The following is a 23,649-nucleotide window of genomic DNA, read 5'->3' on the forward strand; positions in this document are numbered from 1 at the left end:
ACCAGCAATTCTCGTGCTGTTAACCAGCTACTCTCCCAGCCTCCGACTGCCATCGGTAGACCGGTGTCATGCATGCAACACGTCGCCGCCTCACCAGTACGGTGGACACCTCGACCGGCACCTCGACATCAGTCCCGGTTAACACCATTTCACCAAAACCCCACACATCTCCCTTTGCCGGGTATAGACCTGTCGTCATGCACATCCACAGACGATTCACGAAGGCTGTCGGAGCCGCCGTCGCCGCCGGCCTCCTTGCATTTGGGTTGTCAACCCCCGCCCCAGGGCTTGCCCTGCCCGCCGAGGGAGTTCCCGTGAAGGCCGGGAACGCCCCCGCTCACACCACCATCACGACGACGAATCCTGCCACCGGCAAGATCAAGCACGTGTGGCTTATCATCCTCGAGAACAAGTCCTACGACGAGAACTTCACCGGGCTCAACCAGAACTCCTACCTGTGGAAGGAACTCCCCCGTCAAGGTGCTCTCCTTAACCACTACTACGGCACCGGCCACTATTCCCAGGACAACTACATCACCCTCGTTTCGGGCCAGGCGCCACAGATGGACCTGCAAGAGGATTGCGGGGACGTCAATTCGAACTTCGGGTCTAATTCCTCAATTATCCGTACCCACACCGGCAAGGAATTCGGACGCAATGACAATTACGGTCAGGCAATGTCTCTCGCCGGGCCGAATGCTCCAGCCGGAAAGAATGGCTGCACCTACCCCAAGAATATTCCCACCCTGTTCAACCAGTTCGATGCCGCAGGGGTGACGTGGAAGGGATACGCCCAGGACCTGCGCAACCACCCGGGCCGTGAGGATGGCCTGGCCGGGTCGCCAGGCACCCTCGCCAACACCCCCGACAAAAACCCCAAGGTCATGAAGACGAACGCGCAGGACGAGGCCAGAGGGATCACCTCGTACACCGGCGCCCAGGCTGACGACCAATACGTCGCCAAGCACTTCCCCTTCGTGTGGTTCCACTCCATCATCGGCAATGACGGCACCGGCAAGGACGCACTGACCCATCCTATTGACGGCGGTACCCCCTCCGACACCAAGCACATCGTCAATCTTGACGATCACTCCCACGGTCTGGTGAGCGATCTGTCTCAACCCGCCGACCAGGTGCCAGCCTTCAACTGGATCACCCCGAACAACTGCTCAGACGCCCACGACGCTACGTGCAAGGGCAACAACCTGTCCGGTCTCTTCGACGCCCACGGTAACCCGGACTACTCCAAGCCCCTGACAACCCCACCGAAGAACCACACCGGTGGCCTCTACGCCGCCGACCTGTGGCTGCGCTACTACATCCCGCTCATCGAGAAATCGGCCGCCTTCAAGGACGGCGGTCTCATCGACGTCACCTTCGACGAGGCCAACCCGCCCTTCGCGAACCTGTCGTTCAACAACGCGACCGACAACACTGACGTCGCCAAGGCTGCTCGCCGACATGAGCTGTACAACTACTCCCCCCAGACGGTGAAGAACCTCGCCCCCGGCTACCAGAAGTACGCACCCGGCACCTTCCCCGGTGCCACAACGATGGCCAGGAACTATCTCAAGGCCGACCTCGCCGGACAGAACATCAACGGTAGGAACGTCGACTGGGAGCCCACCGGCCCGAACTCCACCCTGGCCACCGACGAGCACGGCAACCAGCTCTTCCCCGGTCCGGGAGGAAACGGCTTTATCACCCGGCCCCCGTCGTGTGAGCAGGACACCAAGCTCGTCAACGCCGACAAGTCCAACTGTGTCCATGGTGCGAAGAACACCGGGGCGAACTGGGGATATTCGCAGGCGTCAACCCTCAAAGCCTCCGCCACCGCCGGTAGCTCGACAGTCCAAGCTGACGTCACGGTCGCCGACATCGGACGCCGGGTCACCGGCAACGGTATTCCCGAGGGGGCCCACGTCGGTAACGTGACCAACCTTGGACCGAACATGGTCGCGTCGGCCTCGGACCCCGTCACGAAGGGCATGTTCACCCTGGTCGATAAGAATGACAACCCCTTGACCACAACCGGTGTTGTGTCGTCCGTCAAACTTTCGGCCACCGGCGTCCCAGGCCATCTAGCTGAAGGGGAAACTCCGGCGTCGACCTTCGACGCACACGACGCCACCCCGGGAGGCGGCATCACCGGATCGATCCTCATCTCCCCCTACATCAAGCCCGGAACCGTCAGCTCCACCCACTACAACCACTTCTCCTGGCTGCGGACGATGGAGGACATTTTCTCCGTCTCCAAGGGCAAGGACACTCGTCAGCTTGAGGCTGGCACCGTTTCCGGTGGCCTCGACGGAGCCGGGCACCTCGGCTTCGCTGCCCAGGCCGGATTGGGAACCTTCGGGAAGGACGTCTTCACCAACTTGTCCGCCGGCAACGAACCCCACCCGAGTGCCAGCACCACCGCGGGTGTCCCGAGTAACCGCCCAACCCTCGCACCATCCCGCAGCCCGGCCACTCATCCACAGTCGGGCAAGCCCGATCTGCCCCACACCGGGACCGAGGGCACAGTTGACCCGGTATCCGACAGCCATGCCTCGATGGAAACCGGCCTGGCAGTCATCGGTGCAGCCCTGGGCACACGGACCTGGCACCGCCACCACTGAACGGGAAGAACATGAGTCGTCACACCACGCCCCGACGAGGGCACCGCACCAGCATCCGTGAGGTCAGTCGCCAGGTTGCCGTGCTCGGATTGTGTACTGCAACAGGCCTGCTCGCAGGCTGTTCCTCCTCCGACCACACGACCCCGGCACCGTCCGACTCCCGTCCCCCGGCCCAGCAGCTGGCATCCCAACCACTGCCGTCGTGGATCCCCAGTCCGACCACTGGAAGCAGAGCCACCGGAAGCGTCCAGCGTCCCGCCCTGTCGTACCAAGGTGTTGAAGTGCGGGTCGATCTCGACCGGGGCAATAGCGTGACGATGAATATCCACGGCCCGACCGCCCCTGCGGGGACAAAGGTGGGTGCCGAGGCTGCCGATCTCACCTGGACCGTCACCGTCAGTGACGCCACCGGCACGATTCCGCTGTCAATCACACAGTTCAACGTGCAGGACGAGGCCGGAAAATACCACTGGGCTCAGCCAGTCAAAGGATCCCCAGTCCCGGCCAAGATTGGCAAAGGTCAGAAGGCGACCTTCACGATCCACACCGTCGCCTCCGCGGGTGAAGGCATGGTTCGATGGGCGCCTGATGGTAAGCACGTCGTCGCCCTATGGGACTACATCGCCGAGCTTGACTGACGCCTCAGAACCGTCAGGGGGCCGAACTATCGGACCCCTGACGTGTTCCACACATCCTTTATGAGGATCGCGGAATCAGTGGAAGAAGTGGCGAGTCCCGGTGAAGTAGAGCGGGACGCCGGCCGTACGGCAGGCCTCGATCGTCTGGTCGTCACGAATGGAACCACCCGGCTCGACGATCGCAGCGATATGGGCGTCGATGAGCACCTGGGGGCCGTCGGCGAACGGGAAAAACGCGTCGGAAGCGGCAACCGATCCGGCGGCACGATCTCCGGCCCGCTCCACAGCGAGCTTGCAGGAGTCAACCCGGTTCACCTGCCCCATGCCGACACCCACTGAGGCGCCGTCGTGGGCCAGCAGAATGGCGTTGGACTTCACCGAACGACATGCCCGCCAGGCGAAGGACAGGTCGGCCAAGGTGGCATCATCAACCGGGTCTCCGGCCGCCAGAGTCCAGTTAGCCGGATCGTCACCGTCGGCCTGGAAGAGGTCGGTCTCCATGGCCAGCAGGCCACCGTCGATCTGACGCAGCTCCCAACCGGCCAGGTGCGGGGCAGGGCACTCCAACAGCCGGATGTTCTTCTTGCGAGACAAGATCTCGACCGCACCATCCTCGTAGCCGGGAGCGACAACGACCTCGGTGAAGATCTCGGAAACCTGTTCGGCCATCTCCACGCTGACCGGGCGATTGGTGGCGATGACGCCACCGAAAGCGCTCAGAGAGTCACAGGCGTGAGCTTTGCGATGGGCTTCGGCAATGTCGGAGCCGGTAGCGATGCCGCACGGATTCGAGTGCTTGATGACAGCCACGCAGGGGGCCTCGAAGTCGAAAGCCGCTCGCCGCGCCGAGTTGGTGTCGACGTAGTTGTTGTAGCTCATGGCCTTGCCGTGGAGTTGGCGGGCTCCGGCCAGGCCGGGCTCGCCGGAGCTACGGTAAACGGCTGCGGCCTGGTGGGAGTTCTCGCCATAGCGCAACGGGCAGGACAGCTCCCCGGTCGTACCGACAAAGGTGGGAACGCCGTCAACGGCCACCCCGTCACGACTGCCGAACCAGGTGGCCACCGCGACGTCATAGGCAGCAGTGTGGGCGAAGGCACGGGCCGCCAGCACGCGACGCTCCTCCATGGTGTATCCGCCTTCGGACAGGGCCCGGGCAAGATCTTCGTACTGGTCCGGGTTCGTCAGGACCGCCACATTGGCGTGATTCTTCGCAGCTGCACGCACCATCGACGGGCCGCCAATGTCAATCTTCTCAATGCACTCATTGAAATCTCCCCCCTGCGCCACGGTCTCGGAGAAGGGGTACAGATTGCACACGACGAGGTCAAAGGGCTTCACCTCTAAAGCAGTCAGCTGCTCACGATGGGTCGTCAAGCGGCGGTCAGCGAGGATCCCGGCGTGCACCTTCGGGTGCAGAGTCTTGACACGTCCGTCGAAGCACTCCGGGAACCCCGTAATCTCACTAACCTCAGTCACCGTCACCCCATGAGAGGCCAGCTCTTTAGCGGTTGACCCCGTCGAGACCACCTCGACCTGCGCGTTAATAAGGGCCTTGGCCAACTGGTCAAGACCAGACTTGTCGTAGACGGAGACGAGGGCCCGACGGATGGGTTGACGTTCGCTCACTGGGAATCCTTTCGAGACGATTCGGTGCCGAGTTCTTCCATGCCGGGACGCGCCCCGGCAAGTTCTGTGACAACCGTGACAAGCATCTCGCGTTCCTCCACCTTGATGCGTTCGTGAAGGGACTCGACGGTGTCGTCGGTGAGGACGGGCACAGCCCGTTGGGCGAGGATTCGGCCGGTGTCAACTCCGGCGTCAACCATAAAGACCGTAGCCCCGGTAATTTTGACCCCGTATTTCAAAGCATCGCGGGGGCCGTGGATTCCGGGGAAAGACGGCAACAGGGCCGGGTGAGAGTTAATGGTACGTCCACCGAACCGGTCCAGGAAAGTCTGTCCGAGCAACTTCATGAACCCGGCGCAGACGACCAAGTCAGGATCGAAGCGGGCGACAGCGTCAGTCAGACGAGCATCCCAAGCCGCGCGCATAGCCGTCTGCGCATCGCTGCGCGGTAGCGGCTCGGCGAAGGTCGGGATGCCGACTGTCTGGGCTCGTTGCAGGGCGACAGCATCGGGCTGGTCGGAACCGACGGCGACGATGCTCACCTGCTCGGGCAGGTTGTCGATGAGGGACTGCAAGAGGGTTCCGGTACCTGAGACGAGGACGACGACGCGAAAGGCCACAACCCCACCTTAAGCCCTCTAGGTCTACGATGGGCCAGACGCAAGGGCAGTGGACAACGCGGTGAGGGTAGCGATAGCTGCTTGGGCAGCCTCATAACCCTTGTCTTCGTGGGATCCCTCGAGCCCAGCACGGTCGAGGGCTTGGGCTTCATCGTCACAGGTAAGAATGCCGAAACCGATAGGGGTCTTGGTACGCACCGCGACGTCTGTAATGCCGCGGGTGGCAGCGTCACAGACATAGTCGAAGTGCGGGGTTCCTCCCCGGATAACCACTCCGAGAGCGACGAGAGCGTCAAAGTGATCGGCCAGGGAGGCGCAGGCCACCGGCAGCTCGAAGGATCCTGGCACTCGGATGACGGCAGGGTCGCGTACTCCGGAATCGACCAGCCCGCGCAAAGCACCGTCGAGTAGCCCAGTCATCACTGTGCCGTGCCACTGGGCTGCGACGACAGCGACCTTAAGACCGCTGCCATCGAGGCCGCTGAGGTCGGGTGCGGAGAGGCCGAGGGCGGTACGTGAACTCATGGTTGGTCTCCCTTGATGGTCAGGGCGGGCGTGGTGGATGTCGCGTGGCTACCAGCCAGAGGCTGCGTGGATATCTCGGACGGGCTGACGTCGAGTGCCAGCACGTGTCCCATCCGATCGCGTTTCGTGCGCAGGTACCGTTCGTCCTCAGAACGAGTCAAGGTCTCGAGGGGGGACATCGTCACCTCGAGTCCCCCATCGCGCAGTGCCTCAGCTTTGGCCGGGTTGTTTGTAAGTAGCCGCACGCTCGTAATCCCAACATCCGCCAGGATTGCGACGGCTGCCCCGTACTCGCGGGCATCGACGGGCAAACCGAGGTGTGTCTGGGCGTCGACGGTGTCCAGACCGCCATCCTGGGCTTTGTAGGCCGCTATTTTGTTGAGTAAGCCGGTAGCGCGTCCCTCATGGTCACGCAGCAGGATAATTGCCCCACCATGGCGGCAGACGTGCTGCTGGGCGGCCGCCAACTGGTCGCCACAGTCACAGCGCAGCGACCCCAAGGCGTCCCCGGTGAGACATTCCGAGTGCACCCTCACCCAGGCGGGACCACCATCGTCAGCGTCGATTCCCTTCTCGCCTACCAGCAACACATGCTCGGCCCCGGTACAATTGTCCCGGTAGCCAGTTATCGCGAACTGGCCCTGACGGGTCGGCAAGTGAGCGCTGGCCAGTGCTGTTACTCGCTGGGTCGGGACGGCCGGGCCCGGATCATGGGCCTGACGCCATTGGGCGAGCTGGTCGATGGTCGTCAAAGCCAAGCCCTCGGTGCGGGCCAGATCAGCGATCGCGTCAGCACGCAGGCACATGCCGTCATCTCCGACAAGTTCACCGATGAGACCGACAGGTTCTAGACCCGCCAGCCGCGCCAGATCGACGGCAGCCTCAGTGTGGCCGCGCCTCTCCAACACTCCCCCAGCCCGAGCCCGCAGAGGCAGCACGTGACCGGGACGCACCAGGTCCGACGGGGTGGAGGAAGGATCGGCCAGGACCCGGGCGGTGCGGGCACGCTGGACGGCGTCGATCCCCGTGGTGATCCCGTGGGCCGCGTCGACAGCAACGGTGTAGCGAGTGCGCAGTGGGTCCTGGCTCGCCGGCCACATGAGGGGCAGATCGAGCTGGTCGGCCCTTTCCTCGGTCATGGGTGCACACAAGTAGCCGGAGGTGTGGCGCACCATCCAGCCAACCCAGCGCGGATCAGCGAGTTCTGCGGCCAGGATGGCGTCCCCCTCGTTCTCTCGGTCGGCATCGTCGGTAACGAGCACCGGTCGTCCGGCACGTAGCTCAGCCAGGACCTCCTCAATGGTGTTCAGCATGACCTCTCCTTGTTCGTCAGGGCCTCTAAGTACTTTGCGATGATGTCGACTTCGACGTTGACCTCATCACCGGGCGACAGCGCCCCCAAGACGGTTCCGGTAAGGGTCGCCGGAATGAGACTCACCTCAAACCACTCCGGGGCCACCGCGCAGACGGTCAATGATGTGCCGTTGATCGCAATCGATCCTTTTTCGACGACATAGCGCGACAAATCGGCGGGGAGGGCGAATCGGAATACCTCCCAATGGTCTCCGGGAGTACGGGACACAAGCTTGGCGAGCCCGTCGACATGTCCCTGGACGATGTGCCCGCCGAGTCGATCCCCTACTGGCACCGGGCGCTCCAGATTGACCCTGCTACCTGGAGCTAGGCCTCCTAGTGCGGTCCGGTTAAGAGTCTCGGCCATGACGTCACAGCCGAAGGAGGCCTCGTCAAGGTCGGTGACCGTCAGGCAGGTGCCGTTAACGGCGATGGACGACCCAAGCCGAGCGTCCGAGCAGACCAGCGGCCCGCGGATGGCGAGTCGGGCGGAGTCCCGTCCCTTCTCGATGGCGAGCACCTCGCCGATTTCCTCGATGATTCCGGTAAACATGGTCTCCTCACTCATGATGTGCGTGAATCTGGATGTCGGGGCCCAACTGGGTCACGTCGTCGATGACGAAGTGGTGCGCCTGGGACAAAGTGGCGACGGTAGGGTCGACGATCGCTACTCGGCCGCCTCCCAACACCGTCGGTGCCATGTGGGCGATGACCTCGTCGATCAGGTTGGCCGCGAGGAAGGCCCCGGCCAGTTGTGGTCCGCCCTCCAGCCAGACACGGTGAACACCGCGGCACCACAGGAGGTCGAGCACCTCAGCAGGGTCGTGGCTGGGAATGTGCAAGGTCGAGGCCGAATCGTCACGTAAATGACACCCAGCAGGCGGTTCTCGCATGCCCACCACGACTCGTAGGGGTTGGTGGGTGACGCCGGGCAGCCGAACCGTCAGCCTCGGGTTGTCGGCCAGGGCAGTTCCGGTGCCGACGATGATCGCCCCGCACCGAGCCCGGCCGAGCTGCACCTGGTGGCGGGCCTGTTCCCCGGTGATCCACTGGCTGGTTCCGTCGGGGGCGGCGCTGCGTCCGTCGAGGCTCGCGGCGTACTTCCAGCACACCCGGGGGCGTCGGTGGATCTGGCTGAAGGTCCAATCGGCGTTGAGGGCTGTGGCTTCCTCGGAAAGAACTCCGGTGACCACCTCGACGCCGTGGGTACGCAGCCACTGTTCTCCCCCGGATGCCACCGGGTTGGGATCCGACTGGGCGATGACAACCCGGGCAATCCCAGCGTCGACCAGGGCATGGCTGCACGGTCCGGTACGCCCGGTGTGATGACAGGGCTCCAAGGTGACGACGGCGGTGGCTCCCCTGGCATCATCGCCAGCCTGGCGCAATGCCTCCACCTCAGCGTGTGGAGTTCCCGCTCCACGGTGCCAACCCTGACCTATCACCCGGTCCTCAGCGACAATGACACAGCCGACACGCGGGTTCGGATCCGGGCATGGTGATTTCGCGGCCATATCCAAGGCGAGCGCCATAGCGTCGTCCCATCGCTGATCCATGTGTCCTCCCGAGCTGTTGCGGCTCCGGGGGTGCGCAAGGACGACACACAGGGCTGACGACGACGCCAGCCACTTGCCGTGCTACCTCCCATCCGGACTTTAACCGTCGGTACCGGAATTTCACCGATTCAACCTCACCGCCACGAGAACGGCTCGGGTCGCGGACTATCACCGCCGGTTCGGACTTTCACCGACCCCGGAGCACGTGTGCTTGCTGACAAGTATGCACCTGTTCGCCATGGCGTGCGACATCATCTCACTGGTTTGTTACCGCAGACGGTCCAGCTCAAGGTCGGTCCGTGGTGTCGCCATCGTCAGGGGCGTCCTGATTGTTTTGAATGGAGTCGTATATGTCGTGACCGATTGCCTCATCGTCGACCGGCTCTGCGGTGGCATTCTCGGGGGCAATCTTGTCCTGTTTAGCTTCAGCTTCTCGCTTGTCAGCTGCCGCCTTCTGCTCAGCTTTTGTCTTCTTCTTAGCGGCGCGGTTGCGAGCTTTTTTCTCGGCTTTGGCGGCGTGGTTTTTCTTGCGCTCCTGACGGCGCTCCGCGCGCCCTTGACGCGACTCTTCGGACCTCAAACGTCGAGACAGGCCGATGACGAAACCGCACAGCATCGTCACCAGGGTCAAGACACCAACGGCACACCCGCCAGTAGCCGGCATGATCGTGCCGACCTCACTCAGTCGCCCATCTCCGAGACTTCCGCTGCTGAGCGACCCCAAGGCACCGAGCACAAGCCCTGATAGCAGGCCCGATAGGGCGCCGAGCCCGCACCCGATCTCGAATCCGGCCTCCGGAAGGGACCTCATAATAAGGATTCCACCGACGATCGCAGCGACGACCGGTACAGCGAACCATGCACAAGCTGCCGGGTTTATCGGACCATTAGACGGTAGTGCACCAAGCACCGGCAGGGCCGGAACGATACCAAGGTGGGTTCCCAGCGGGGATACGAAGGTTCCGGTACCGAAGGCGAAGCCTGGACTCATCGTCCATGCGGTGCCCCACAGCGCCATCGTCGGTAGCCATGCCAACTGCAGGAGGATGAGGCAGAATCCACCCCACCCGGTGGCGCCGATCTGCTGATGCAGATGAATGACCCGGTCCGCATGAACTAACAGCGCCACGGTAAGCGTCGCTGACCCGCCAGCCAGACAGACGGCGACGGTTGCCCCGACGGCTTTCGGTAATCCTCGGGCCCAGTGTGGTAATCGACTCAGGGGATTGATGTGGGCGCCGCGACATGCCCCGACGATCCCTGAACACAGCCCGATGAGCAATGCCCCGACCATGGCTGCCAGCCAATGGGTCGTCGTTGCGCCAGCCGCCATCATGATGGCCGCTAGCAGCTCAATTGTGGTGTGGAGGGCTACCGCCTCGCCGACGTGTCGACGTGCTGGTCTTTTATCGTGTCGGTGCCATAGAACGCGAGCACCGTATCGGCAGGCTTCTTCGCCGAGTAGCAGGCTAACGCAGGTTAAACCGAGCGGAATGAGGCCAATGTGCACCCCGATGATGTCAACGGGCACCCCATGCCCGCTCAGCCACAAACTCGACGCTGCTGCCAGGATGCTAGGAAATGAGCGTCCGTTACTGGCCAGCCATTCCGGAACGATAATTCCGGCGAAAGCGAGCCATTGCACCAGGATCGCTGCTGCCGCGGCCACCACGACGACGACTGGCCACGGCCATGGCACGCGCGGTTCTCGGGATTCGTCGGCCTTAGAGGACTCGATGACGAACCTCGCCGAGGTCGATGTCGAGCCTGATCTGACCATGCGGGGATCCTGTTCGGTTTGGGGAAGGAAGTTATAGGGAACCCTACCGTCCACCAACAACTTTTTCGGTTACCACACCAGGGCCACCGGAACGCAGGAGCCCGGTCCCACGTGGGACCGGGCTCCATGCATTCAGACGGTCAAGGCGTCACTTCTTGAGGGACTCCATCGCCTCGTGGGCCAGCCGGGCGGTCTCAGTCGGGGTCTTGCCGACGCGGACGCCGACGGCCTCAAGGGCCTCCTTCTTGGCAGCCGCGGTACCTGAGGACCCAGACACGATGGCGCCGGCGTGGCCCATCGTCTTGCCCTCAGGAGCGGTGAACCCAGCTACGTAAGCAACTACCGGTTTGGTGATGTGCTCGGAGATGTATTTAGCGGCACGCTCCTCAGCGTCACCACCGATCTCACCGATCATGACGATGATGTCGGTCTCCGGGTCATCCTGGAAGGCCTGTAGGGCATCGATGTGGGTGGTGCCGATGATCGGGTCACCGCCGATGCCGATTGCCGTCGAGATACCCAGGTCACGCACCTCGTACATGAGCTGGTAGGTCAGGGTGCCCGACTTCGACACCAGGCCCACACGACCGGGGCCAGTGATGTCGGCCGGGACGATGCCGGCATTGGACTTCCCGGGGCTAATGATGCCCGGGCAGTTCGGGCCGATGATGCGAGTCTTGCCGGAGCGCTGGGCAGCGGTGAAGAACTCTGCGGTGTCTTTGACCGGTACACCCTCGGTGATGCAGACCACCAATGGCATCTCGGCCTCGATGGCCTCCATGACGGCCGACTTGGTGAACTTGGCCGGGACGAAGATGACGGACACGTTGGCGCCGGTGGCCTCGATGGCCTCCTTGACGCTGCCGTAGACGGGGACGGTGGTGCCACCGTTGAAGTCGACGGTGGTACCGGCCTTGCGCGGGTTGACGCCGCCGACGACGGCAGCACCGGAGTCGAGCATGCGCTGGGTGTGCTTCATGCCCTCCGAGCCGGTCATGCCCTGGACGATGATCTTGGAGTTCTGGTCGAGAATGATCGCCATGTCTCAGGCCTCCTTGGATGCGAGCTCGGCGGCCTTGCTGGCGGCCTCGTCCATGGTCGAGACCATGGTCACGAGCGGGTGGTTGAATTCCTCGAGAATCTTGCGGCCCTCGGTCACAGCGTTGCCGTCCAGACGGACGACGAGCGGCTTCACGGCCTTGTCGCCCAACTTCTCGAGGGCGCCCTTGATGCCAAGTGCCACCTGGTCACAGGCGGTGATACCGCCAAAGACGTTGACGAACACGGAACGCACCTGCTCGTCACTCATGATGAGGTCAAGGCCGTTGGCCATGATCTCGGCCGAGGCGCCGCCACCGATGTCGAGGAAGTTAGCGGGAGCTGGAGATCCCGGGAAATCCTCACCGGCGTACGCAACGCAGTCAAGGGTGCTCATGACCAGACCAGCACCGTTTCCGATGACGCCGACGTTGCCGTCAAGCTTGACGTAGTTGAGACCGAGCTCGCCGGCACGCAACTCGAGCGGGTCGGTGGTGGCGCGATCCACCAAGCCGGCGCGGTCAGGCTGGCGGAAGGATGCGTTGTTGTCAACAGTCATCTTGCCGTCGATAGCCAGGATGCGTCCATCGCCGGTCTTGATCATCGGGTTGACCTCGACGAGGGTGGCATCCTCGTCACGGTAGGTCTCCCATAGCTTAAGAACAGCCGGGACGATAGCGTCCTGCTCAGAGTTGGGGAACCCTGCCTCGCTAAGGATCTCGCGGGCTTTAGCATCGTCAACGCCGTCAATCGGGTCGACCGGCACTTTGGCGAGAGCCTCGGGGCGCTCCTTGGCGAGGGTCTCGATGTCCATGCCACCCTCACGCGAGCACATCGCAAGGTAGCGACGCTCCCCACGGTCGAGCAAGATCGAGAAGTAGTATTCCTCGGCAATGTCAGCACCTTCAGCGACCATCACCTTGTGAACGGTGTGACCCTTGATGTCCATACCGAGGATGGCCTCGGCGCGTTCAGCCGCCTCGGCCGGGGACTTAGCGATCTTTACACCGCCAGCCTTGCCACGGCCACCCACCTTGACCTGCGCCTTGACGGCGACGACGGGGGTACCGAGCTTTGCTGCAGCCTCGGACGCCTGCTCTGGAGTCTCCGCGACGATGCCTCGAAGTACGGGCACGCCGTGCTTCTCGAACAGGTCGCGGGCTTGGTATTCATACAGGTCCACAATCTCTCCACTCTGCGAGTCGACCGGCCGTTGACGGGCCGGGGAACTGGGTGACGGCAGCTGTCTCGACTTCACAGCACAAGAACGTTCACAGCGAAGCGGACGCAGCTGGTCGTTTGCCCACCAATGAACAGACTAACAACCCCGGAGGCCCGATGCCCACCTGATCTCACGACATCGAGCAATCTGACCTTTCGTAGCGACCGAAGATTGCGTCAGCATCCACTTACAGCTTCTCCAGTGGAGCGAACCTCAATGCCAACCTCTTGAGCCCCGCTGACCCGAAGTCGACATCAGCCTTGGCATTGTCGCCCTGGCCTGACGTGGCCTTGACGGTCCCCAGCCCGAAGGTCGAGTGAAGCACTTTATCCCCTACCGACAGCGCGAGGGTGCGTCCCTTGAGCGCACGTGCTGCCCCTCGTCCAGAACCGAAGGCCGGAGTGTCGTCGCGAAGGGCCCCGCGTGCTGATTGCGAGCGGCCACTCGCCGAAGTTGACCATCCCACCGAGGCCTGGCCGATTCTCTCCCATTCAATGAGGCGTTCAGGGATCTCGTCGATGAATCGGCTCGGTGGGTTGTACTGAGCCTGGCCCCACATCGTGCGCACAGAGGCCCGCGACACAAACAGCTGTTTGCGAGCGCGAGTGATACCGACGTAAGCCAGCCGTCTCTCCTCAGACAATTCAGTGGCGTCGGCAAGAGACCGCATGTGGGGGAAGACACCGTCCTCAAATCCAGTGATGAAAACTGTGTCGAACTCCAAACCTTTGGCGGTGTGCAGGGTCATGAGGGTGACGACTCCATCGGAGTCGGCTGGTACTTGGTCGGAATCGGCGACCAAGGCGATCTGCTCCAGGAAGGCCGGCAAAGAGTCGTCGCCGGACGATTCGAGGTCTTCGACGTTGCCCTGCTCAGCCTCGTCAATATCGACAGCATGGACTCGGGCAACGAATTCCTGAGCCACCGAAACAAGCTCGATGAGGTTTTCCAGCCTCGTCTCATCCTGCGGGTCTTTGGAGTTCTCTAGTTCGGTGATGTAACCGGATTCTTTCAGGATCGAGCTGGCGATCTCGTCGGCCCGTTTCCCCTGCTCCACCATGGCGATATGGTCATCCATGAGGCTGACGAAAGCTCGAATTTGATTGACCGATCTGGTTGCTAGACCGTCGATTTCATCGATCCGTTTCAGAGCTTCCCAGAAGCTAATTCTGCGAGCAGTAGCAAACATCTCGACTGCTGCTTCGGCTCGCGCTCCGATGCCACGGCGCGGAGTATTGAGGATGCGACGCAGGGAAACGTCATCGGAGGGGTTAGCGATCGCGCGCAGGTAACTGACGGCGTCACGGACTTCTTTGCGCTCGTAGAACCTCACACCGCCGACGACACGGTAGGGCAAGCCAGTGCGAATAAAGACATCCTCGAAGGCCCTTGATTGGGCGTTGGTACGGTAAAAAACGGCTACTTGTCCATAGCTGGTACGTCCCTCATCGACGAGTTCGTCAATACGTCGGGCCACCCAGGCGGCCTCGTCATGTTCAGTGTCGGCAACATACCCGACGATTTTGTCGCCATCACCCTGATCAGTCCACAAGTTTTTGGCGGGACGATTTAGGTTGACCTTAATGAGATTGTTTGCAGCGGTAAGAATCGTCTGAGTCGAGCGATAATTCTGCTCCAGGAGAATCGTCCTAGCCCCCGGAAAATCCTTTTCAAAGTCAATGATGTTTCGGATCGTCGCGCCACGAAATGCGTAAATCGACTGATCTGAATCGCCAACCACCATGAGCTCCGGCGGATCGACACTGCGAGCACCGTCATCTAGCTCGACTGGGTCATCCCCACACAGCTCACGAATGAACTGATATTGTGCGGTGTTAGTGTCCTGATACTCATCAACGAGTACATGCCGAAACCGACGTCGATACTGTTCGCGAACCTCAGGGAACTGCCTCAACACGGTGACGGTATACATAATAAGATCATCGAAATCCAGCGCATTGGCAGCTCGTAGTCTGCGTTGGTACTCGGCGTAGACGTCACCATTAATTCGATCATTTCCACTCTTGGCAGCCGCGACTGCTTGATCGGGGGCAATGAGCTCGTTTTTTTGATGTGAGATCCAGTTCATGATAGCGCGAGGCTGGAACTTCTTAGGATCCAGATTCTGGTCACGGGCAACGAGAGTGGTGAGCCTTTTAGCGTCCGTATCGTCATAGATTGAGAAATTACGGGAAATGCCCAGACGGTCAATGTCGGTGCGTAGTATTCTCACCGCGGCAGAATGGAAGGTTGACACCCACATCGGTTTAGCGCGATTTCCCACCAGGTCAACGACGCGCGCCTTCATCTCGGCCGCCGCTTTATTGGTGAAGGTGATGGCCAAAATCGACCCAGGATGAACGCCTCGTTCCCCCACCAGGTGGGCGATGCGTCGCGTGAGAACTCTCGTCTTTCCCGAGCCTGCCCCCGCGACAACGAGGACCGGCGAACCGGCGTGCAACACCGCCTCACGTTGGGGCTCGTTGAGATCGGCCAGTAAGTCAGCAGGAGAGGCCGCTCCGGCCGTCACGGGGGCATAGGTCGGCAAAACCCCTGGCTCAACAGGGCTGCGTCTCTCATGAGCCGATTCGAAAAACGAAAACAGATCCGGTGTCGTCATGGCGACTCACAGCCTACCGGCCCATAGCCGTCCCCAGCTGACACAACCCATCGCATGTTCACACAGCGAACCAACGGCCCGTATTGACAGTGATCCTCAAAGGTCCTAGATTCAAGGGCAATTCAGCCCGATGAGGGCCGTCATCGAATCCAGGAGCACTACCATGACCGCGGCCATCAGCCACACCGTCGACGCCGACCTTCGCGCGGCCTCGATGATGATGTGCCGCCTGTGCTGCTTGCGAATGCTCGGCACCTGCTGACGGCGGATTCATCTCCGCTGGCAGGACTTCTGCCTCCTTTCCCACTGGTTTGAGCCAGTAGTCGATCTATGCCCATGTCTGCGTCGCTACGCATACCGACATGTCACCCTGCACGATCCCACGATCGATGACCGTTCGCCACACCTCTCTGCGACATTTCCAGGAGACCTACCATGAGCACGCCTATATCCTCGGCTTCCGCCCCTGAGGCGCTTCCCGAAAAACCCGGAGGACGCCACACCGGCCTCATCATCGCAGCAATCATCATCGTGCTTGCGATCATGGCCAGCATTATCTTCGCGGTAGCCAAGAACACGGGACGGGACTCCGCAGCTGATGGCAAGACGACCGTCAAGATCGGCACGACTGAGGCAGCCAACGATTACTGGAACGTCATCAAGAAAAAGGCCGCTGCTGAAGGCATCAATATCGACGTTGTCAGCTTTAACGACTACACCCAGCCTAACGTGGCGCTGTCCCAGGGACAGATAGACCTCAACGCCTTCCAGCACCTGCTCTTCCTGGCTGATTACGACGTCAAAAATAACGACAACATCACCGCGCTAGCTGCGACCTACGTCGTCCCGCTAAATATCTACTCGAAAAAGTACCAGCGACTCTCCCAGCTACCCGCCGGGGCAACTATCGCCATCCCGAATGACGCCACCAATCAGGGACGCGCCCTGCTGGTGTTGCAGGAAGCTGGCTTGTTGAAGCTACGGGGTAACGGTTCAGCGTTATCCACCCCCGCCGATGTCATCGCCAACCAGTCCAAGGTGAAGGTTAAGGCGATCGATGCAGCCCAGACTGCCGCCTCCCTCGAGGGCGTCGATGGTGCTGTCGTCAATAACAACTTCGCCACAGACGCCGGGCTGGACCGCAACAAGGTTCTCTACCATGATGACGCCACCGGCAAGTCGGCCGATCCCTACCTCAACATCATCGCAGTCAAGGACGCTGACAAAGACAACCCGACGTACCAGAAGGTCGCCCAGCTGTGGTCCGACCCCGACGTCACAAAGGCCATCATCAAACAGTCTGGCGGCACCGCCAAGATCGTCTCTGGCCACTCCAAGGCCGATTTGGACAAGATACTTAGTGGCCTAACTACCGACATCAAGAAGTCGAATTCCTGATCCACATCCGATTTCTAGCGAGGCCTTCCACATGTCAACAGACATCACGCCCTCCTCGGCGCCACAGTGTCCCGACCACATCGTCTTCGAACACGTCACGAAAGAATTTCGTACCCGCTCCGGCACAGTACGAGCCCTTGACGATGTGAGCCTGGCTATTAAGAGAGGTTCCATCTCAGCCGTTATCGGGCACTCCGGAGCCGGCAAATCCACCCTGGTTCGCCTCATCAACGGATTAGAGACTCCCACGCGTGGCCGCGTCTTGGTAGACGGCACCGACGTCTCCCAGCTCTCGGACAAGGCGATGCGCCCGCTACGCGCAGACATCGGGATGATCTTCCAGCAGTTCAACCTATTCGGCTCAAGGACCATCTACGACAACGTTGCCTATCCACTCAAGCTGGCTCACTGGAAGAAAGCGGACGAGAAGAAGCGCATCACCGAATTGCTGAGTTTCGTCGGGTTGACGAGCAAAGCCTGGGACCACCCGGACCAACTCTCGGGCGGGCAGAAACAGCGGGTTGGTATTGCCCGGGCGCTAGCAACTAAACCGTCGATTTTGTTGGCTGATGAGTCCACCTCGGCGCTGGATCCAGAAACGACAGCTGATGTCTTATCTCTGCTCAAGCGGGTCAATGCGGAGCTTGGGGTGACGGTTGTCGTCATCACCCACGAGATGGAGGTCGTCCGCTCGATTGCCCAGCAGGTCTCGGTACTAGCAGCTGGCCATCTCGTCGAGTCTGGAAGCGCCCGCCAGGTCTTCGCTCATCCACAGTCAGAGACCACCCAGCGTTTCCTGGCGACAATTATCGGCCAGCACCCGAACGGGGAGGAACAGGCACGGTTGCAGTCAGAAAACCCACATGCTCGACTCGTTGACGTCAGTTCGGTGGCCAGTCACTCGTTCGGTGACGCGTTAGCTCGCATAAGCCACACTGGGGCGTCCTTCCAGATCGTCCACGGCGGCGTCATTGAGGTACATGACGGCTCGTTGGGCAATTACACGGTGGCCCTGTCTGGTCCGGCACAGGCCGTCGAGCAGGCGGTCCAGATCCTCGAGGAGGTATCCAATTCGGCGGCACCAACCACGTCCGCAACCGTCCCGACACCCACTGAGGAGGCCCACTGATGAACGACTATTTGCGCCCCATCTATCTTCAGTCGATTTGGGAAACCCTCTTCATGGCCCTTATCACCCTCGTCATTGGGGGGATCTGCGGCCTCGTGCTAGGAATCTTGCTGTATGCCACCCGGCGTGGTGGCCTGCTGGCCAACAAGATCGTTCACACTACCCTCAACGTCATCGTCAACATCATCAGGCCGATCCCGTTCATTATCTTTATGACGGCGATCGCTCCCCTCACCCTCAAGGTCATCGGCACCACCATCGGGGTTCGGGCGGCCACCTTCCCGCTGTGCATCGCTGCGACCTTCGCCATCTCCCGGATTGTTGAGCAGAATCTCGTCACCGTCGATCCTGGGGTTATTGAGGCGGCCCGCGCTATGGGGGCCGGGCCGTGGCGGATCCTCTTTGACGTCGTTGCCCGGGAGGCGCTGGGGCCGCTGATTCTCGGTTACACCTACATCCTCATTGCGATCGTCGATATGACGGCCATCGCCGGCGCCTTGGGTGGCGGTGGTCTAGGTCAATTCGCTATCACCTACGGTTACCAGCGTTACAACTGGGCAGTCACAGCCGTCGCAGTGGTGACGATCATCATCGTCGTACAGTTGGCGCAATTCCTGGGCAACTGGTTGGCTCGCCGCGCGCTACGGCGGTAAGCACTGTGGCGACAAGCGCCCAGACCATCCATAACACCACATACCACTTCCGGACCCCACCGCCGGCTGCCTCGCCGCCAGTGCACGAAGGCCCGGTACTCTGTGCACATGACCCGGGCCCCTCGCCAAAGATTCACTGTTCGCCGCGCACTGCACTGGGTGGCAGGCGGGATGGTTGCCGCCCAGATGGCTACGATGGCCGGACTGGTCACCTACAACGGCATTAAGCGACGAGGCCGTCGCCCATACCGTTTCCCCACTGCGCCGGCAGAGCCCCTCAAGGTGTCTGGTCATCAGGTTGAGATCTTCACTTTCGGACGCGATCTTTACGCGGCGATGATCTTCGACATTAAATCAGCTCAACACACCGTTTACCTTGAGACCTTCATCTGGAAAAACGACGAAGTCGGGCGTCATTTTCGGCAGGCACTCGTAGAAGCCGCCGCACGCGGGGTCAAGGTCTATGCGATGTGGGACACCTTCGCCAACCTCGTTGTGGACCCACGATTCTTTCGGCAGCTCGAAGGGGTGCAGGTGCGAGCCCAACCTCTCGTAACCCCCTCATGGATACCGACGCTACGCAATCTGGGGCGAGACCACCGCAAGCTCCTCATCGTCGATTCCAAGGTCGCCTACATCGGTGGGTACAACATCGGCTCCCTCTACGCCGACCGCTGGCGTGACACCCACGCTCGTATTACCGGGCCTGCCGTCGGGGAGCTCGAAAACGTCTTTGTTGACATGTGGAATCAACGCCCCAAGGGGGCCCTCATCTCCCGGCGCAACCAGCCCGTACTACCTTCTCCCGGCGTCCGCTATTGGGATACGCCTTTCGCTGTACACCGCAACTCCCCCCGGATGGCGGTCTATCCCATCCGGAACATGTACCTGGAGGCCATCGACCGCGCGAGTGAGCGAATCTGGATGACCCAGGGCTACCTCATCCCCGATGACGACGTTGTCGCAGCCCTCCACCAAGCCGCATCTCGCGGGGTTGACGTTAGGATCGTCATTCCGGCTGAATCGAACCATGTCATCGCCGACTGGCTGAGCCGGGGCTACTACGACCGCCTCCTCCACCAGGGTGTGCGGCTGTTCCTTTACCAGGGAGCTATGGTCCACGCGAAGACCTGCACTATTGACGGCATTTGGTCCACGATTGGTACAGCGAACCTCGACCGGTTATCCCTCCAAGGTAACTATGAGGTAAACGTCGCTATCACTGACTCCACCGTCGCCCAACGAATGGCTGAGATTTTCGAGATCGACATGGCCAACTGTGTGGAACTGACCTTAGACGAATGGCAGTCGCGCTCTCACATAGCGAAACTCACTGAAGCTCTACTGTCACCTTGGCGACCATTTTTCTAGAATTCCGTCTGCAGCGTAATAAAAATACGTAACCCCTTGTCAGGGCATAGTTGACTATAGTAACATATGACTATATTTACAGTATTTTTCATCCATCTTCGACGGTAGTTACTGGACGGCTGACCCTCTGCAATGGAGGATAGGTCCATGGGATTCATTGGATGGATTGTTCTCGGCCTCATCGCAGGCGCCATCGCTAAGGCCATCATGCCGGGCAAGCAGGGCGGCGGGTTCCTCGTCACTCTGCTTCTCGGTGTCATCGGCGCGGTCCTCGGCGGCTGGCTCGGTTCCGCTATCTTCAACAAACCGCTCGGTAAATTCTGGAGCCCCTGGACCTGGCTCATTTCAATCGTTGGTGCTCTTATCGTCCTGTGGATCTGGGGCATCATCACCAAGAAGAAAGCACAGTAATCACCTGGCCTACCCCTACTCCGGCGAGGCCTCGTCATTGACGGGGCCTCGCTGCGTATCGCGCATTGCCCGCCGTCGTCAAGACGGCACGGGAGGCCACGCGGAGCGTAAGCCTCGCATTGCGTTCGCCAGAGTTGGGGAACAGCCTTGACGTGGCATCATGGGTGAAAATCGACCATCTGGAAGATCGACATGATCACGATCACGCACACCCCTCAGGAGGAATGACATGACCAAGCTCATACGCCCCAGCGAGGGACGCATCATCGGCGGCGTCTGCCAAGGCATCGCTAACTCCCTCAATCTCGACCCCACCGTCGTCCGCGTCGTCGCGGCCCTCCTCATTCTCTTGGCAGGTTCCGGACCGCTCATCTACCTCGTCCTATGGGCCATCATCCCCGACGAGGGCAGCGGATCGAGTATGGTGACAGACCTGGCCGACCGGACCCGTTGTCCGCACAAATCTGAAGGCACGGAAGGTTCCAGCGCCCCCTTTAACCCCTACAAGGATTGACGGTCGGACCTGCGACTTCACCCGGAACCATCACCGTAACCCTGCCGAGTACCTCACCCCGTACGCGCTTGAGGGTTCCCTCGCACGGCTTGCAGCCTCAGATTGCGCGACACAGACCTCGTACTTAAGGGTGGCATTTACCGAACGCGGACTGACCCGAAACATCGATTTCACCGACATGACCGCACTAACACGGCATGGCCCGCACCAAGAAAGGTGCGGGCCATGTCATGTTCACGGTGAGACGGGGCTCATTCCCACTCGATGGTGGCCGGCGGTTTAGATGTGATATCGAGTACCACCCGGTTGATTTGCGGACACGCATTCGTAATGCGAGTCGAGATCTTTTCCAGTACGTCATATGGGATACGTGCCCAGTCCGCAGTCATGGCGTCCTCGCTCGTCACCGGGCGAAGCACAATGGGAGAACCATAAGTACGCCCGTCACCCTGTACCCCTACCGAATGAACATCGCTCAGGAGGACGACCGGGCACTGCCATACCTTGCGATCCAGGCCTGCGGCCCCCATTTCCTCACGCGTGATGGCATCGGCAGTGCGTAGCACCTCCAGACGCTCCGCGGTGACTTCGCCAATAATGCGGATAGCCAGCCCCGGGCCCGGGAAGGGCTGACGCCAGACGATGTCCTCGGGCAGACCAAGTTCGAGTCCGACGGCTCGCACCTCGTCCTTAAAGAGGGTGCGCAATGGCTCAACGAGACTGAACTGGAGGTCGTCAGGGAGCCCACCAACATTATGGTGACTCTTGATATTGGCAGCGCCCTCACCGCCACCAGACTCGACGACATCGGGATATAAAGTTCCCTGCACCAAGAAGTCGATCGGCTGGTCAGCATTGAGACGCTTGGCAACGTCCTCAAAGGTCCGAATGAACTCGCGTCCAATGATCTTGCGCTTGGTCTCAGGATCGGTGACCCCGGCAAGGGCATCCAGGAAACGCTGGGACTCATCAGCCACCACCAAATCTGCGCCCGTGGCGGCGACGAAGTCGTTCTTGACTTGCTCGGCCTCCCCTTGACGCAGCAGTCCGTGATCGACGAAAACACAGGTGAGCTGGTCGCCCACAGCACGCTGCACCAAAGCCGCGGCGACAGCGGAATCGACGCCACCCGACAGTCCGCAGATGACACGCCGGTCACCAACCTGGCCACGAATCTGCGCGATCTGGTCGCCGACGATCGAGCTGGCATTCCAGTCAGGACGGCATCCGGCAATGTCGAAAAGGAAGTGCTCGAGCACCGTCTGTCCGGACTCCGTGTGGTGCACTTCGGGGTGCCACTGCACGCCAACGAGTCTGCGCTCAACGTCTTCAAACGCCGCCACCGGAGCACCCGCAGTGCGGGCCAACGTCGAAAATCCCTCCGGGGCACGGGAGACGGAATCGCCGTGACTCATCCACACGCTGATGGTGTGGGGAATACGGGACAAAAGCTGCCCCGCGGACGTAATGCACAGGCTGGTGCGTCCATACTCCGATGCTCCGGTATGAGCCACCTGACCGCCGAGAGCCTGAGCCATGGCCTGGAATCCATAGCAGATGCCCAGCACCGGCACACCAGCGTTAAACAACGCCGGGTCGACGCTCGGAGCGCCCTCTACGTAGACCGAGGCCGGACCACCCGAAAGAATAATGGCGGCGGGTTCCTTAGCGAGCATGTCGCGCACTGGCATGTTATGCGGGACGATCTCGGAGTAAACATTCGCCTCACGCACCCGGCGGGCAATGAGCTGGGCGTACTGCGCGCCGAAGTCGACCACCAGAACGACGTCGTGAAGTTGTTCCATGAAGGCGAGTCTATGGCCCACGACCCCACCTGGCGCCACTCGCGGTCCCCATATCGGCGTGGATCCCTCATCGACCGTGTGACACGATGCCGCACAATGGCGTCAAACCACCTGTCCCCGTTGGCCGGAAGGCCACGGCTCGATATGGTTTGGTTCATCCACCGGCAGTATTCACCGGCAGAACCGAGGTTGACATATGAGCACTGAGACGACGGCCCTGCTCCGGACCCTCAAGCGATGCAAGGAACGCGCGATGGAGGACCTCGACGCCGCCATGCGCGAGGATCCCGCCGCTACCTCGAAGCTCATGGTCGCCATCGCCTACCAAGGTGTTCACGCCATCTGGGCGCATCGCCTAGCCCACGCCATGTGGGTCAAGAAGCCTGCGCTGCGACCACTAGCACGGTTGTTGTCACAATTGTCTCGCCACATCACCGGCATTGAGATCCATCCGGGGGCGACGATTGGACGCCGGTTCTTCATCGACCACGGCATGGGCGTCGTTATTGGTGAGACGGCGGTCGTCGGTGACGACGTCCTCATGTATCACCAGGTGACCCTCGGCGGCCGCGCCCGCGGACAGTTCAAGCGTCACCCCACGATTGGCAACCGTGTCCTCATCGGCGCGGGAGCCAAGATCATTGGCAACATCACGGTTGGCGACGACTGCAAGATCGGCGCCAACGCGTTGGTCGTCAAGGATGTCGCCCCCGGCACAGTCGTCGTCGGAATCCCGTCGAAGGTGCACCAGGGCGACGTCATCGCCTGA

General features: G+C 61.2%; 22 protein-coding genes, 1 pseudogene and 1 riboswitch. Of the genes and pseudogenes, 11 read left to right on the top strand and 12 right to left on the bottom strand.

Annotated features, from left to right (window positions below; all coding sequences use genetic code 11):
• Positions 1 to 19: 19 nt before the first annotated feature.
• Positions 20 to 199, bottom strand: coding sequence for a hypothetical protein (locus LRP59_RS09030; RefSeq protein WP_002522119.1), 180 nt, complete (start codon positions 197 to 199; stop codon positions 20 to 22).
• Here LRP59_RS09030 and LRP59_RS09035 point away from each other — a divergent pair.
• Together LRP59_RS09035 and LRP59_RS09040 are read left to right on the top strand one after the other, a co-directional pair.
• Positions 198 to 2,621, top strand: coding sequence for an alkaline phosphatase family protein (locus LRP59_RS09035; protein WP_002514748.1), 2,424 nt, complete (start codon positions 198 to 200; stop codon positions 2,619 to 2,621). The genes LRP59_RS09030 and LRP59_RS09035 overlap by 2 nt on opposite strands.
• 317 nt (positions 2,622 to 2,938) lie before the next feature.
• Positions 2,939 to 3,259 (top strand): hypothetical protein, encoded by a 321-nt coding sequence (locus LRP59_RS09040; protein WP_002522117.1) that lies wholly within the window; start codon positions 2,939 to 2,941, stop codon positions 3,257 to 3,259.
• 75 nt (positions 3,260 to 3,334) lie between these two features.
• Here LRP59_RS09040 and purH read toward each other — a convergent pair whose 3' ends face one another.
• The 9 genes from purH to sucC form a co-directional block, all read right to left on the bottom strand.
• Positions 3,335 to 4,885, bottom strand: coding sequence for a bifunctional phosphoribosylaminoimidazolecarboxamide formyltransferase/IMP cyclohydrolase (gene purH / locus LRP59_RS09045; protein WP_002514750.1), 1,551 nt, complete (start codon positions 4,883 to 4,885; stop codon positions 3,335 to 3,337).
• Positions 4,882 to 5,505: a phosphoribosylglycinamide formyltransferase gene (gene purN, locus LRP59_RS09050; RefSeq protein ID WP_002514751.1), complete on the bottom strand. Its 624-nt coding sequence runs from the start codon at positions 5,503 to 5,505 to the stop codon at positions 4,882 to 4,884. The genes purH and purN overlap by 4 nt, the downstream gene beginning before the upstream one ends.
• A 24-nt stretch (positions 5,506 to 5,529) precedes the next feature.
• A complete protein-coding gene (ribH, locus tag LRP59_RS09055) occupies positions 5,530 to 6,030 on the bottom strand; it encodes a 6,7-dimethyl-8-ribityllumazine synthase (protein WP_002514752.1) in 501 nt (166 codons plus the stop codon).
• Positions 6,027 to 7,343, bottom strand: a complete 1,317-nt coding sequence (gene ribB, locus LRP59_RS09060) for a 3,4-dihydroxy-2-butanone-4-phosphate synthase (protein WP_002514753.1) — start codon at positions 7,341 to 7,343, stop codon at positions 6,027 to 6,029. The genes ribH and ribB overlap by 4 nt, the downstream gene beginning before the upstream one ends.
• Complete coding sequence (locus LRP59_RS09065) at positions 7,337 to 7,951, bottom strand: riboflavin synthase (RefSeq protein ID WP_002522114.1); 615 nt, start codon at positions 7,949 to 7,951, stop codon at positions 7,337 to 7,339. The genes ribB and LRP59_RS09065 overlap by 7 nt, the downstream gene beginning before the upstream one ends.
• Entirely contained in the window at positions 7,944 to 8,939 is a 996-nt protein-coding gene (gene ribD, locus LRP59_RS09070; protein WP_002514755.1) for a bifunctional diaminohydroxyphosphoribosylaminopyrimidine deaminase/5-amino-6-(5-phosphoribosylamino)uracil reductase RibD, read from the bottom strand. Before ribD ends, LRP59_RS09065 begins: the two co-directional genes overlap by 8 nt.
• A 74-nt stretch (positions 8,940 to 9,013) precedes the next feature.
• A riboswitch (FMN riboswitch) is annotated at positions 9,014 to 9,148 on the bottom strand.
• 77 nt (positions 9,149 to 9,225) lie between these two features.
• Complete coding sequence (locus LRP59_RS09075) at positions 9,226 to 10,719, bottom strand: DUF6350 family protein (protein WP_002514756.1); 1,494 nt, start codon at positions 10,717 to 10,719, stop codon at positions 9,226 to 9,228.
• 148 nt (positions 10,720 to 10,867) lie between these two features.
• Positions 10,868 to 11,761 carry a succinate--CoA ligase subunit alpha gene (gene sucD / locus LRP59_RS09080; RefSeq protein WP_002514757.1) on the bottom strand — a complete coding sequence of 298 codons (894 nt, stop codon included), beginning with the start codon at positions 11,759 to 11,761 and terminating at the stop codon, positions 10,868 to 10,870.
• 3 nt (positions 11,762 to 11,764) lie between these two features.
• Positions 11,765 to 12,940: an ADP-forming succinate--CoA ligase subunit beta gene (gene sucC / locus LRP59_RS09085; RefSeq protein WP_002514758.1), complete on the bottom strand. Its 1,176-nt coding sequence runs from the start codon at positions 12,938 to 12,940 to the stop codon at positions 11,765 to 11,767.
• Between sucC and LRP59_RS09090 the strand changes: the two are divergent.
• Positions 12,920 to 13,210 (top strand): annotated as a pseudogene (locus tag LRP59_RS09090) (hypothetical protein). The gene sucC and the pseudogene LRP59_RS09090 overlap by 21 nt on opposite strands.
• Here the strand turns inward: LRP59_RS09090 and pcrA are convergent.
• On the bottom strand, positions 13,167 to 15,599 hold the full coding sequence (pcrA, locus tag LRP59_RS09095) for a DNA helicase PcrA (protein WP_002533385.1): 2,433 nt from the start codon (positions 15,597 to 15,599) through the stop codon (positions 13,167 to 13,169). The pseudogene LRP59_RS09090 and the gene pcrA overlap by 44 nt on opposite strands.
• 435 nt (positions 15,600 to 16,034) lie before the next feature.
• Here pcrA and LRP59_RS09100 point away from each other — a divergent pair, with 435 nt between their 5' ends.
• The 6 genes from LRP59_RS09100 (at position 16,035) to LRP59_RS09125 (ending at position 21,075) form a co-directional block, all read left to right on the top strand.
• Positions 16,035 to 16,997: a MetQ/NlpA family ABC transporter substrate-binding protein gene (locus LRP59_RS09100; RefSeq protein ID WP_002514761.1), complete on the top strand. Its 963-nt coding sequence runs from the start codon at positions 16,035 to 16,037 to the stop codon at positions 16,995 to 16,997.
• 31 nt (positions 16,998 to 17,028) lie between these two features.
• Positions 17,029 to 18,126: a methionine ABC transporter ATP-binding protein gene (locus tag LRP59_RS09105; protein WP_002514762.1), complete on the top strand. Its 1,098-nt coding sequence runs from the start codon at positions 17,029 to 17,031 to the stop codon at positions 18,124 to 18,126.
• Entirely contained in the window at positions 18,126 to 18,779 is a 654-nt protein-coding gene (locus tag LRP59_RS09110) for a methionine ABC transporter permease (RefSeq protein ID WP_002514763.1), read from the top strand. Before LRP59_RS09105 ends, LRP59_RS09110 begins: the two co-directional genes overlap by 1 nt.
• A 108-nt stretch (positions 18,780 to 18,887) precedes the next feature.
• Positions 18,888 to 20,150: a phosphatidylserine/phosphatidylglycerophosphate/cardiolipin synthase family protein gene (locus LRP59_RS09115; RefSeq protein WP_032499773.1), complete on the top strand. Its 1,263-nt coding sequence runs from the start codon at positions 18,888 to 18,890 to the stop codon at positions 20,148 to 20,150.
• Between the two features lie 132 nt (positions 20,151 to 20,282).
• Positions 20,283 to 20,561 (top strand): GlsB/YeaQ/YmgE family stress response membrane protein, encoded by a 279-nt coding sequence (locus LRP59_RS09120; protein WP_002522105.1) that lies wholly within the window; start codon positions 20,283 to 20,285, stop codon positions 20,559 to 20,561.
• Positions 20,562 to 20,790: 229 nt separating this feature from the next.
• Positions 20,791 to 21,075 carry a PspC domain-containing protein gene (locus tag LRP59_RS09125; RefSeq protein ID WP_002514767.1) on the top strand — a complete coding sequence of 95 codons (285 nt, stop codon included), beginning with the start codon at positions 20,791 to 20,793 and terminating at the stop codon, positions 21,073 to 21,075.
• A gap of 251 nt (positions 21,076 to 21,326) precedes the next feature.
• On the opposite strand, the gene guaA is transcribed toward LRP59_RS09125, so the two are convergent.
• On the bottom strand, positions 21,327 to 22,880 hold the full coding sequence (gene guaA, locus LRP59_RS09130) for a glutamine-hydrolyzing GMP synthase (RefSeq protein ID WP_002531992.1): 1,554 nt from the start codon (positions 22,878 to 22,880) through the stop codon (positions 21,327 to 21,329).
• 12 nt (positions 22,881 to 22,892) lie between these two features.
• On the opposite strand from guaA, the gene LRP59_RS09135 reads away from it, so the two are divergent.
• Together LRP59_RS09135 and cysE are read left to right on the top strand one after the other, a co-directional pair.
• Positions 22,893 to 23,087, top strand: a complete 195-nt coding sequence (locus LRP59_RS09135; RefSeq protein ID WP_002514769.1) for a hypothetical protein — start codon at positions 22,893 to 22,895, stop codon at positions 23,085 to 23,087.
• Positions 23,077 to 23,649, top strand: coding sequence for a serine O-acetyltransferase (gene cysE / locus LRP59_RS09140; protein ID WP_002514770.1), 573 nt, complete (start codon positions 23,077 to 23,079; stop codon positions 23,647 to 23,649). Before LRP59_RS09135 ends, cysE begins: the two co-directional genes overlap by 11 nt.

Source organism: Cutibacterium sp. 37298 (assembly GCF_023838685.1).
GTDB classification, from domain to species: domain Bacteria; phylum Actinomycetota; class Actinomycetes; order Propionibacteriales; family Propionibacteriaceae; genus Cutibacterium; species Cutibacterium acnes.